The following is a 12,373-nucleotide window of genomic DNA, read 5'->3' as shown; positions in this document are numbered from 1 at the left end:
GAATTATAGGAGATCTAACATGGCAAAAAAAGAAAGTTATAACGTAGCAGTTGTCGGCGCAATGGGTGTTGTTGGTCGTGAAATGATGGCAACTCTCGAGCGGCGCAAATTCCCGATCGCTGAGTTTCGTCCTCTCGATATTCCTGCTCATGAAGGTAAGATTGTCGAATTTAATGGTAAGAAGTGTACCGTTAAGACGGCTAACGTTGAAAATTTTAAAGACATTGACATCGCTATTTTTTCTGCCGGTGGCGATGCCAGCCTGGCCCTGACCCCTAAAGCGGTCAAACAGGGTGCCATTGTCATCGATAACAGTTCAGCGTGGCGGATGGATCCTGATTGTCCCCTGGTTGTTCCAGAAGTTAACCCTGAAGATGTCGACTGGCATAACGGCATTATTGCCAACCCGAACTGCTCAACCATCCAAATGGTTGTAGCGTTGAAACCGTTGCAAGATTGCTCCAAAATCAAGCGTGTTATTGTCTCAACCTACCAGGCTGTATCTGGATCAGGGAAGGCTGCGCTGGATGGTTTAGATGCCGAAATCAAAGAATATGTCAAATATGGCAAAGTTAAAACGGTTCATGCTTACGGTAAGCAAATTGCGATGAATTGCCTGCCCCATATTGATGTCTTCCAAGAAGGTGGATACACTAAAGAAGAACTCAAAATGGTCAACGAGACCAAAAAGATCATGAAGGACGACTCAGTTAACGTCACAGCAACCTGCGTCCGGATCCCGGTCATCTACGGTCACTCAGAATCAATTAACGTGGAAACCGAGAAAAAGATCTCCGCTGATAAGGCACGTGAGTTATTTAAGGCAGCTCCTGGCCTGCTCGTCGTCGATAATCCTGCCGAGGTTGAGTATCCGGTTCCTTGTGATTCGGACAATGAAGACCTCACCATGGTGGGTCGTATCCGTGAAGATAACACCAAAGACAATGCTCTGAATATGTGGGTTGTTTCCAACAACATCCGCAAAGGTGCGGCACTTAATGCTGTACAGATTGCTGAAACACTGCTAGAAAGAGGCATCGTTTAATTGTTTTGAATGCAAAGGGGCATCCATTTTGGACGCCCCTTTTTTGTTGGGATTGAAGTTATGCTATTCCACGTCAATAAACAACAAACCTCCTATGGAGAAGATATCGGGATCTTGTTATTAGATACCGAGACCCCCTTTATCCAGGGAGATGTTGGTAACGCAAAAAGCTATAACTATCCAGTGCGCTACAAGGTCATTAAAGGGCTGACAGTAGAAGCAATTTTTTCTCATGATGCCAGCTTTACGACAGCAATTATTGATGCTGCGAGAGAACTGGAACGAGAAGGGGTCAAGGCCATCACCGGCGACTGTGGGTTTATGGCTCTGTTTCAACAACAGGTCAAAGATGCAGTCAATATTCCGGTGTTCCTTAGCAGCTTAACCCAGCTCCCCTTTATCTCTCAGATTCTACGTAATAATAATAAAATTGGCATCATCACCGCAAATGCAACTTCGCTGACAGCAGATTTATTCACAGCTGTTGGTTTTACCGAAATTGAGAAACTGGTCATCAAAGGGTTGGATGACACGAAGTATTTTCACGAAGCCGCGATAGCTGAAGTTGGGACTCTCGACAGTGATCGGATCTCTGCTGAGGTTGTCGCAGCGAGTCAACAGTTGGCAGAAGATCCAAATGTCGGTGCGATACTGCTTGAGTGCAGCCTGCTTCCAGTTTACGGTTTTGCCGTCCAGCAGGCGACAGGATTACCTGTTTTCGATTTTTTAACAATGATCAACTATGTGCAGTCGGCTATTGTCAAAAAAACCTTCCCGGATTCATACTGAAAGAGGTGGCGATGCAAGATATTCTAAAGCGAATTGAAGAACTCTATGATGAACTTGTAGCCTTGCGACGTGACTTCCATATGCATCCTGAGCTCGGCTTTGAGGAACAACGAACCGCAGGGATTGTCGAACAATATCTTCGCGATCTCGGACTTTCACCGACCCGCATGACCAAAACTGGAGTTGTCGCTCTGATTGAAGACGACCAGCCAGGTCCGGTGCTGATGTTGCGTGCGGATATGGACGCTTTACCCATCACCGAAGAAAACGAAATCCCCTATAAATCACAAAATCCCGGGGTCATGCACGCTTGCGGACATGATGCCCACACCGCCATGCTGCTAATCGCGGCTAAAGTACTGGTCGAAAATCGCGATCAGATCAAAGGGACCATCAAGCTCGTCTTTCAACCCAATGAAGAGATTGCAGGGGCCATCCATATGATCAACGATGGCGTCCTCGAAAACCCCAAAGTTGATGCCGTCATGGGACAACATATCTGGTCTTTTATGGATTCAGGAACAGTTGCGGCCACCCCAGGACCAATTATGTCAGGACTCGACGCCTTCAAAATCAAGATTATTGGCAAAGGTGGACATACAGGGGCGCCAGAAGAATCTATTGACCCGGTGCTGACGGCCGCCAGCGTTATTCAATCAGTGCAAATGCTGCAAACACGCGAGATCAGCGGACTTAAATCAACCGTCATTATGTTTGGTAAAGTCTCTGGTGGTTTCAAAGGGAGTGTCATTCCAGATGAAATTGAGTTAGAAGGGACAATCCGCTTCCTCTATGAGGGGGGAGCAGAGAGCATCGAACAACCAACTGAACGGTTCATCCGTATTGTCCGGGGAATTTGTGAAACGCACCGCTGTCAATGTGAAATTGCCATTGAACATGAAAATATCCCCTTGATCAACAACGAAGAGATGGCTGACATCGCTCTGCAGGCCGCTGAAATAGTCTTTCCAAACAAAAATTCAATTCAGACAAACCGCTCACTCGCAAGTGAAGACTTCTCAGAATACACAGCCCGCGTGCCAGGCGTTTTTATCTTTCTCGGTACCGCCAACCCGGATACTGACTCATGTTTTGCACATCACAACAATTGCTTCAACATTGATGAACAGACCATGAAACAAGGCGTCGCCATGCATGTCATTGGCGCGTTCAAATTTCTAAATGCGAACAAGACATTGTCTTTTCTTGCAAAATAAGTCAGTCTAAACAGATAGTCCAAGCACTTTAGTCGGGAATGAACCACCACAAGCAAGATCAAAAGGTAGATAAGAAAAGACGACACAAAACTTGCTTCTGATTCACTAACCGGCTCTGACAAAAGAGCCAATAACCTGTAAGGGAGGAAAATGTGAGAAAAATCCTGGTATTACTTTTAACAACAATGATTCTTTCAACTGGATTCGCTTTTGCTGGTGCCTATACTGGCCCAGTCGTCAATGCAAAATTAGCCTCAGAAGAGATTGAAGGTGACTTCATGACTGTCTGGGCGAACAAATTTGCTGACCACATGAAAGAGTGGTCCGATGGCAAGATTCAATTCGAAATCTATCCCTATGGCACCTTAGGTGCTACCGGTGATATCAACGAACTCGCACAGATGGGTGTTGTTCAGGCTGTATTTTCTGATTATGCCTGGATCAGCGCCTTTGTTCCTCAAGCTCAAGTTCTAGCTCTGAACTATATTTTCCCGACTGAGCAAGTCCCACAGGTACTTGACTGGATGATGAAGAACGGGAAAATGATGCCTCTGATGACTCAGCACTTTGCCAACAATGGTTTGGTTCCTGCTGCGATCATGTTTGAGGGCTGGCAGTGGTTGTCCACTCAAAAACCTGTAACATCCCTCGATGAATTTAACGGCACAAAAATCCGGGTCATGGGGTCAAAGTTATTGGTTGAAGACTACAAATCCTATGGCGCTTCCCCAACCCCAATGAGCTATGGTGAAGTTTACAGTGGTCTGCAGATGGGTCTGATCGATGGTCAGGTTAATCCACTGTTCGCTATCTACAGCATGAAATTTTTCGAAGTACAAAAGTACCTGACCCAACTCAAAAGTGAGCCTTTCATCGGAATTCCATCCTTCAACAAGGATTTCTTTGACAGCCTAACTCCTGAAGCACAGGCAGAAATTCACAAATTCTGGAGTGAAGCTGTTGTTCCTGCAGGCGAATGGATCACCGCGAGAAACGCCAGCGATCTTGAAAAAATGAAGAAAGAAAAACCATCGTTGATCGTCAACACCCTTGATGATGCTACGATCGCTCAATTCAAAGCAAAAGCAGAAACAGTCTATCCCCTCTATGTTGAAATTGGAGGAGAAGGTGCTCAGGAAATGCTTGACACCCTGCGCGCTGATGTTGCCGCTGCAAAAAAAGCACTTGGTCTTAAATAGTACAACACTCAACCCGTGGCAGAAATTCTGCCACGGGTTTCTTCGTCATAACAACCGTTAGAGCTTGGAGTTTTCTTAGGTCGAAAAAAGAAATAAGCTTCACAGTCAAAAATCAACTCCTCAATGGAGCATAAAATGACAGAGTTACCCCCTGAACCTGAAAACAAATCGATAATGGAGCAGATGCACCCGGATGCCTACATAGACACCTCGAGTATGTCTAAGTTTGAAAAGATAAATCACCATATTGGCATCTATGTCAATGCCGTAGAAGTCTCAATCATGGTGATCTGTGTGGCAGCTCTCGCCATTCTTCTGATAGCAAATGTTTTTGCACGATCATTCCATAAAAGCCTTTATTTCGCTGATGAAATTTCTGTCTTTCTGGTCCTGCTTATCACCTTCACCGGGGTCAGTTATGGGGTCAGAAAAGCTCGCCATATTCGTATGGGCGCTTTTCTAGATATGATGCCCCCGAAAATGGAGAAAGCTTTCATCATCGGAATCTCAGTGATCAGCGCTGTCGTCTTGGGAATTATGACATGGGCTTCATGGAAATACCTGTTGAATGCTTACGACAACCATCATATGAGCCAAGCCCTGCGGGTCCCGAAATGGATATTCTACGTCATTATTCCCATTGGGTTTGGGATGGCGACGTTACAGTATATACGGACGATTATAAAGAATCTGACAGAAGACGAGCCATGGCAATCTCCTGATCAGCAAAGTGAATATGAAGATGAAGAAATAGGAGGAGTGTAATCATGGGAATTTTTGGTATCAGTCTTGCTTCGATGCTACTGCTCGGGTTTCCATTTATGGTTACACTGCTCGGTTCTATCGTTCTCTATCTGTTCATCTACATGCCTGACTTTGCTCCGAAGATGCTCATCACCATGGTGCAGCAGGTTATCACCGGTGTCACTCCGCCGGCTCTGGTCTGTGTACCGATGTTCATCCTCTCTGCAAACATCATTACTTCCGGAGAATCTGCTGGACGTCTGATCCACATGTTAAAAGTCTTTGTCGGACATCTCCATGGTGGTTTGCCAATCACCACAAACGCCAGTTGTACTCTATTTGGCGCCGTATCTGGATCGACCCAGGCAACGGTTGCTGCAATTGGTGGAACCATGCGTCCCATGCTCCTTGAAGCTGGATATAAAAGCTCCTTTACTCTGGGATTGATCATTAATTCAAGTGATATTGCGTTTTTAATTCCGCCAAGTATCGGCTTCATTGTCTACGGGGTTGCAACCAGCACATCCATTGGCAGTCTGTTTCTGGCCGGGATCCTTCCAGGGTTGATGATTCTTTTGATGTTTTCGACCTACTGTTATTTCTACTCGAGATTCAAAAAGATCAAAACATTACCGAAAGCAAGCTGGGCAGAACGACGGAAAGCAATCAAGGATGGTCTGCCAGTTCTCGGCTTCCCAGTTATTATAGTTGGTGGTATCTACACAGGCCTATTTAACCCCACAGAGGCGGCAGCTGCTGCTGTTTTATACGCCATTGTCCTTGAAGCAGTCATTTATAAAGCGATTACTTTCAATCGGCTGATTGATTCTTTTCTGCAAACTGGGGTTATTACTGGGGTTGTCTTTATTCTGGTTGGCGCAGGTCAGGCCTTTTCGTTTCTGATTGGTTTTTTGCAGTTACCTGCCAAACTGTTACCCCCTCTTTTTGGTCCAGAACCATCACAACTCTGGGTTATTACCATCGTTGTTGTCGTATATTTTGTCGCTTGTATGTTTGTCGATCCCATCGTGGCGATTTTTGTACTGAGCCCAGTATTTAAACCCTACGTCCTCAGTGCTGGCGTTGACCCAATCCTCCTTGGGGTTTTGGTCACTCTACAGGCAGCAATCGGTTCCGCAACACCGCCCTTTGGCTGTGATATTTTTACCGCACAATTAATTTTCCGTCGACCATACCTTGAGGTTATCGGTCATTCGCTACCATTTCTACTGATACTAATTCTGGCAACAGTTATTCTGGTAGCTTTCCCTCAGATCGCTTTGTTTCTTCCAAACATCGCGTTAGCAGGTTGAGGTAAAAAAAACTGACCGTATTGACCCCATTTCATGGGGACTGGAACGAGCCATGTCCCCGCTTTTTCATTCACCATCGAACGACCCTCGAGCTGCACTGCTGTGACCAGCAGGCACAAGAGCGCCAGAACAAAGGAGAGTAAAATGCTGACATTTCCACGTGAGGAATACTTGGCACGGATTGCAAAAACCAAGGAACGAATGCAAAAAGAAGGGATTGACTGTCTGTTGATCTCACAGCAAGCCAACATGAACTATCTGACTGGATACGACGGCTGGAGTTTTTATGTCCATCAGTGTGTTATTGTCTCCTTGCAACAAGAGCAGCCAATCTGGATTGGACGCTCAATGGATGCCAACGGCGCCAGAATTTTATCCTTTCTGGATGACGAAAATATTTACGAATATCCCGACTATCTGGTGCAGAATCCAGTTGAACACCCCATGCATCATGTCGCAAAAATTATTCAGGAAAAAGGTTGGGATAAGCAAACATTTGGCGTTGAAATGGATCAATTCTATTTCACCCACAGAGCTTATCTCGAACTCGAGGCCAAACTGCCCAATGCTAAATTTGTCGATGCGAATGCCTTAGTCAATTGGGTCCGCGTGATCAAATCCCCTCGTGAAATCGAATTTATGAAAATTGCGGGTCAAGTGGCAGAAAATGTCATGCAGGCCGCTGTGGATTCGATTAATGTCGGCGTCCGCGAGTGTGATGCCGCGGCGGAGATTGCCCGTGCTCAATACCGTGGCACCGCAGAGCACTCAGGCGATTACCCCGCTATTGTCCCTTTGATGATGGCAGGAGAAAAAACCAAAACCCCGCATTTAACATGGACCGAAACAAAATTTAAAGCAGATGAAGCTGTCCTGCTTGAGCTCAGCGGTGTTTATCGCCACTACCATTCACCCATCGCACGCACAATCTTTCTTGGTCAGAACCCACCACCCATCATGACCGAAACAGCAGAGATCGTGACCGAAGGACTTGCAGCTGCACTCGACAGCATCAAGCCCGGTGTTGTTGCTGAGGACGTTGAAGCACGCTGGCGCGAAGCGATTGCCCACTCAAGTATTGTCAAGGAGTCTCGCCTCGGTTATTCGATCGGCATTAACTATCCTCCAGACTGGGGTGAGCACACAATCAGCTTGCGTCCAGGCGATAAAACGGTCATTCAACCAGGAATGGCTCTGCATCTGATCCCAGGGATCTGGTACGACAATGTTGGTTTTGAAATTGATGCCAGTATCGTCGTTACTGAGACCGGCTATGAGCATCTGTTTGATTTTCCACTAGATCTGGTTCTTAAATAGTTCTAGCAGATCGATCTTTATGTTCAACTGATCGAGTTGTCAAACTTATCTGGCAACTCGATCAGCTCTTCAGTAAATCATCTCCTTTCCGTAAAAAACGACTCTCTCAAGCAAAGACAATCCCGCATTTTCTGTACCCTTCGCCGCGGACTAAACAATAGTAAAATACTAGACTTATAAATAGTCCCAGCCCTTTGAGTGAGAATCGTTTTATGATTGACTTGGAATAATAAATTGCTATACTTCCCACACGGTGTCACTATTACAACACTCGTTCAAATAATGAACGTTTATTGTCGTATGGCATTCATCATAAAACAAAAGAATTTTTTAGTATGGGTCTGAATTTCAGACGAGAATGATGACTATCAATTATTGCCTGAATAAGAGTCCCATATGAAGACAAGCGTCATTGAGCAACCATTTATAGGTTTTTAATCGGGTGACCATGGTTGATCGATGCAGATTTGTATGCGACGTCCCGCAATGGGAAAGCGTTAACACTTAACTGGGAGCCTATTGAAAGGAGAAGCTGCTGTTAGGACATTCAGGCGACTAAACGGTATTTTTATCTGATTTTTCAGTGACAGGGTATCAGGAAGTAATTTTCGTCATAGCATTTATAACCATAAAGGAATTCATAATGAACTTCTCAACTGAAAGCCCAATGTACAAAGAGGTTGATCAATTAATCGATGAAACCCAAACCGACGCCAAAAAGAATCTGGCGTGGTTACAGCAAGAGATGCATCCCTACTTCTTTATCACTATGCACGAAGAAGGTAGAGCCATCGCTACTCTTGCGACAATCATGAATTCACTTGGAGCCAACCGCCGTAGCATTCTGGCTGACACTGAGAAGACTCTGATCCTCGCCCGCACCAGCATGCCGGGATCTCTATATGACACCCTAAGAACCATTCGCGAACGTGATATCTCTTATGCCCACATTGCCCACTCCTATGCCCCACTTCCCGGACGGGATGAAGAGCTTGAGTTGCAACGGTTTGAATTTGATCGGAAAAGTCATAAGGAAATTGCGTCGGGTTTAAAATCTGCTGTACATGTCCCTGAAGACACCCGTAAGGAAGTCGCTGAGGTCGTTAGCAAACGTTATCCCGATTTTGATCTGGACAATCTTAACCACTTATTAAACATTCTCTGGTTGAACAATCCAACCTATGTCAACATCTCTCCAGGGGATCGGATTGCTCAAATTCTCTGGCTCTACCAACAGGTCAGAGATAACGAGGGGATCCATCTTGATGTGGAAGAGACTGAAGGTTTCGGCTCTGAAGGCGACGAAATCCGCATTATGTTCGCTGTCAGCAACCCCCCTCAGCGTGATTTCCTGTTGCAGATCATGGAAGTGTTCACCCGCCTCGGCATTGAGACAAAAAGAACCTACGGTCTGACTCTGAGTAACGGTGTTCATCCAGTATTTCTGGGGACCTTTTATGTCCGCAAAAAAGATGCTCCTGAGTTAGTCAAGGGGACAGAATTATTTAAAAAGTTACGCTCTGAATTATTCAATACCCAACTGCTGCAAACCCGTTCACACGCCTATCAGGAATTTGTCACCAAGCAGATCATGTGCGGTGAAGACGCAACCCTGGTCAACGCTTTTATCGCTTTCTGTCACACCAGTCTGGCTCACAGCAGTGACCTGTATGATCTTGAAGGGGTTGAGCGAGCATTTCATCTACAACCGGAACTTTGTCTGCAATTGGTAGAGCTGTTCCGCACCCGCTTTGATCCGAAACAGGACAATCGCGACGAACTCTATGCGCAAATGTTAGAAAAAGTCGTTGCCACAGTCGAAGAGTATAATACCGGCCATAAACGGGTCGATGCCTATCGCCGCACAATCTTCCGTTGCTGCCTCTCCTTCATCCGCAACACCTTGAAAACCAATTTTTTCGTCGACAAAAAACAAGCCTTATCTTTCAGACTGGATCCAACCTATCTGTCGGAATTGGATAGCACGTTCACAGACGACTTGCCCGCAGAACGTCCGTTCCGGGTCACCTTCTTCTTCGGACGCTACGGTGTTGGTTACCATATCGGCTTCTCTGATATTGCCCGTGGCGGATGGCGGACATTGATTGCCAACGGTCGTGACGATTATGTCACTTGTGCCGATAGCATGTTCAAAGAAAACTATGTCCTGGCTCATACCCAGCATTTGAAAAACAAAGATATTTATGAAGGTGGGTCCAAGATGGTCTCCGTGCTGAATGCTGTCAGCATCAATGATCAGGTCCTCGTCAATCAGCGTCTGTATAAACTCCAGTACGGTTTTATCAATGCTTTCCTCGATATCTACGTCAATGAGAACGGCAAGGTTAAAGATCCGAATGTGGTTGATTATTATGGCGATGATGAAGCCATCGAGCTTGGTCCTGACGAAAACATGCATGATATCATGATCGAAACCATCGCCACTCTGGCACAAAAACGTGGCTATATCCTTGGTATTGGCATCATGTCGGGGAAAAAAGTCGGTATCAACCATAAAGAGTTTGGGGTGACATCTGCAGGTGTCGTCAAATTTGCCGAAATCACCATGGAAAAACTTGGGATCAATTATAGTAAAGATGCCTTCACCGTGAAAATGACTGGTGGCCCTGGTGGTGATGTCGCCGGGAATGCGATGCGTCTCTTGCTTGATCATTGCCCGAAAGCCAAAATCAACCTGATTTTGGACGGCACCGGAGCATTTTATGATCCAGACGGAGCGGATCGTAACGAGTTGCGCCGCATCATCCTGGCTCATGACATCGAAGAGTTCAACCCAGAGAAACTCCATATCGGCGGTTTTATGCTCTATCGGAACAGACGTCGTACTGATGGTATGCGTGAACTCTACATGAAGGTTGTACAAACGAAAAAAGGGTTGGAAGAACAATGGATTTCAACCGATGAGTTCTACCGTGAATTCAACAGCCTGACCTTCACCGTACAAGCCGACATCTTTATTCCTGGCGGTGGCCGTCCTGAGACCATCGATATTGAGAACTGGCAACGGTTCTTTGCTGATGACGGCACCCCATCGGCTCGTGCTATCATTGAAGGGGCAAACTCCTTTATCACTCCGGCAGCCCGGGTTGAATTGCAGAAAAAAGGCGTTATTGTTATGCGCGATGCCTCTGCGAACAAATGTGGTGTTATCTCATCATCCTATGAAATCATTGCCAACCTGGTGATGAGCACTGACGAGTTTATTGAACACAAAAACGCCTACGTTGCTGATGTGCTGGGTATCCTCGAACGCCGCGCTGAAGACGAAGCACGACTGATCTTCAAACGCTATGAAGAAGCAAAAGGGGCTAAGCTTTACACTGAGATCTCAGACGGTATCAGCAAGGAGATCAACAAGCACTATGCAGAGCTGTTCAACTTCTTCAAGGCGAACCCTGAGAGTTCCAAAGATCCGTTGTTTCAACAGGCAATTTATCGACATTTACCCAATTTCCTGAGTGAAAATAAGGCTTATCACGACCGCATCCAACAAATGCCAGAAAAATATCTCTACGCCATACTGGCAGTCGAGGTTGCGACATCTATGACTTATCACGGCAATAAAGAGAGTGATTTCATGCTCATTGCCAAAGGGCATCTGGAGCGCGTTTACGGCAATAAATAATCATTGAATATTGAGCCTAAAAGAACCGGCAGCAATGCCGGTTCTTTTAGCAAAAATGGAGGCCAAATGAGCCAACTCCCTGGACATAATTTTCAAGCGAACAACCTTCGCGTCATGCAAAATTACTTTCACAGCAATACCCCTGAAAAACTCCATATCGACAATATCACCTATGATGGTGATGACCATTTGATCACATTTACTGACATGGTGGTTCCTGGTGAAAGCCTTCTTGAACAGATGAATTATATGGAAGAGCATCGGGATAATATCCGGACACAACTCTTAGGTGATGTCCCAACTCGCTGTGTCGACCTTATCGTCCCCCCCAAAGATCCCCGTGCCGTCGCCGGTTACATCATCATGGAAACCATGGGATATCCCCCATTTTCAGGGTCCAACACCCTCAGCACTGGCTATTCACTGTTGCAGAATGGTTTCGTTGAGCAAAAAGAAGGCAAACACAGCTTCTTTATCGAATGCGCTGCTGGCCTTTCTGAAATCACCTACGAATCAGCAAATGGTGAAATCAAAATGGTCAGTATCACCGGACAAGATGTTTACCTGGCTCATGAGGGATTGGATCTAACCATCTGTGGCAAAAAGCTCAAAATCCCCGTCGTTTACAGTGGTGGGTTCTACCTGATGATCCCCAGCAAAGAGATTCCAACGGCGCTTAAGGCTGAAAATTACGACGAATTCATCAAAATTGGGAAACAAGCGGTCGAAGATGCTCGTGCAATCTACTATCCAAAACATCTGACCGTCGGTGATGTTGGTCCGATCCCCTTTGCCAACTTCATGGCAGACAAACAACCAGCCGGTCATTATATCGGTGCAACCTTTGTCTACCCCGATGTCATCTGCTATTGCCCGACCGGAACCGGTTCTTCAGCCCATACGCTGATGCGCTATCTCTCTGGCGAAGCTAAAATCGGAGATCGGGTTGAAGTTCAGTCGCCAATCGGTTCAACCATGTACATCGATATCCTTGGCGCAGATCTGCTCGAAGGTCATCAGCGGCTACAGCTCAGAATCAATGGCCTGCCGACCCCCAAAGAAGTCCAGATTCAGCCCATTGCTTAATCCAGTTCTTCCAGTCC

General features: G+C 46.0%; 9 protein-coding genes. All 9 read left to right on the top strand.

Annotated elements, in window-relative coordinates; all coding sequences use genetic code 11:
* Nucleotides 1-19: 19 nt before the first annotated feature.
* The 9 genes from BLU87_RS01560 to BLU87_RS01520 all read left to right on the top strand — a co-directional run bounded on the left by BLU87_RS01560 (nt 20) and on the right by BLU87_RS01520 (nt 12,356).
* Nucleotides 20-1,045: an aspartate-semialdehyde dehydrogenase gene (locus tag BLU87_RS01560; protein WP_092344170.1), complete on the top strand. Its 1,026-nt coding sequence runs from the start codon at nt 20-22 to the stop codon at nt 1,043-1,045.
* 60 nt (nt 1,046-1,105) lie between these two features.
* Nucleotides 1,106-1,834: an aspartate/glutamate racemase family protein gene (locus BLU87_RS01555; protein WP_092344625.1), complete on the top strand. Its 729-nt coding sequence runs from the start codon at nt 1,106-1,108 to the stop codon at nt 1,832-1,834.
* Nucleotides 1,835-1,845: 11 nt separating this feature from the next.
* Nucleotides 1,846-3,051, top strand: a complete 1,206-nt coding sequence (locus BLU87_RS01550; protein WP_092344169.1) for a M20 metallopeptidase family protein — start codon at nt 1,846-1,848, stop codon at nt 3,049-3,051.
* A gap of 152 nt (nt 3,052-3,203) precedes the next feature.
* Entirely contained in the window at nt 3,204-4,250 is a 1,047-nt protein-coding gene (dctP, locus tag BLU87_RS01545) for a TRAP transporter substrate-binding protein DctP (protein ID WP_217637416.1), read from the top strand.
* 135 nt (nt 4,251-4,385) lie between these two features.
* On the top strand, nt 4,386-5,015 hold the full coding sequence (locus BLU87_RS01540) for a TRAP transporter small permease (protein WP_245706324.1): 630 nt from the start codon (nt 4,386-4,388) through the stop codon (nt 5,013-5,015).
* A gap of 2 nt (nt 5,016-5,017) precedes the next feature.
* Nucleotides 5,018-6,307, top strand: coding sequence for a TRAP transporter large permease (locus BLU87_RS01535; protein ID WP_092344168.1), 1,290 nt, complete (start codon nt 5,018-5,020; stop codon nt 6,305-6,307).
* A gap of 144 nt (nt 6,308-6,451) precedes the next feature.
* Nucleotides 6,452-7,624 (top strand): M24 family metallopeptidase, encoded by a 1,173-nt coding sequence (locus tag BLU87_RS01530; RefSeq protein ID WP_092344167.1) that lies wholly within the window; start codon nt 6,452-6,454, stop codon nt 7,622-7,624.
* 643 nt (nt 7,625-8,267) lie between these two features.
* Nucleotides 8,268-11,270 (top strand): NAD-glutamate dehydrogenase domain-containing protein, encoded by a 3,003-nt coding sequence (locus BLU87_RS01525; protein ID WP_092344166.1) that lies wholly within the window; start codon nt 8,268-8,270, stop codon nt 11,268-11,270.
* Nucleotides 11,271-11,336: 66 nt separating this feature from the next.
* Nucleotides 11,337-12,356, top strand: a complete 1,020-nt coding sequence (locus tag BLU87_RS01520) for a proline racemase family protein (protein WP_092344165.1) — start codon at nt 11,337-11,339, stop codon at nt 12,354-12,356.
* The last annotated feature ends 17 nt before the right edge of the window (nt 12,357-12,373 follow it).

Origin of the sequence: Desulfuromusa kysingii, from assembly GCF_900107645.1 — a bacterium.
GTDB lineage: Bacteria > Desulfobacterota > Desulfuromonadia > Desulfuromonadales > Geopsychrobacteraceae > Desulfuromusa > Desulfuromusa kysingii.
This window is presented reverse-complemented; position numbering and strand designations above follow the sequence as displayed.

Excerpts from the sequence above, each read along its gene's own strand:
- BLU87_RS01560 (WP_092344170.1), top strand. The coding sequence starts at position 20 with ATGGCAAAAAAAGAAAGTTATAACGTAGCAGTTGTCGGCGCAATGGGT.
- BLU87_RS01555 (WP_092344625.1), top strand. The coding sequence starts at position 1,106 with ATGCTATTCCACGTCAATAAACAACAAACCTCCTATGGAGAAGATATC.
- BLU87_RS01550 (WP_092344169.1), top strand. The coding sequence starts at position 1,846 with ATGCAAGATATTCTAAAGCGAATTGAAGAACTCTATGATGAACTTGTA.
- BLU87_RS01540 (WP_245706324.1), top strand. The coding sequence starts at position 4,386 with ATGACAGAGTTACCCCCTGAACCTGAAAACAAATCGATAATGGAGCAG.
- BLU87_RS01535 (WP_092344168.1), top strand. The coding sequence starts at position 5,018 with ATGGGAATTTTTGGTATCAGTCTTGCTTCGATGCTACTGCTCGGGTTT.
- BLU87_RS01530 (WP_092344167.1), top strand. The coding sequence starts at position 6,452 with ATGCTGACATTTCCACGTGAGGAATACTTGGCACGGATTGCAAAAACC.
- BLU87_RS01525 (WP_092344166.1), top strand. The coding sequence starts at position 8,268 with ATGAACTTCTCAACTGAAAGCCCAATGTACAAAGAGGTTGATCAATTA.
- BLU87_RS01520 (WP_092344165.1), top strand. The coding sequence starts at position 11,337 with ATGAGCCAACTCCCTGGACATAATTTTCAAGCGAACAACCTTCGCGTC.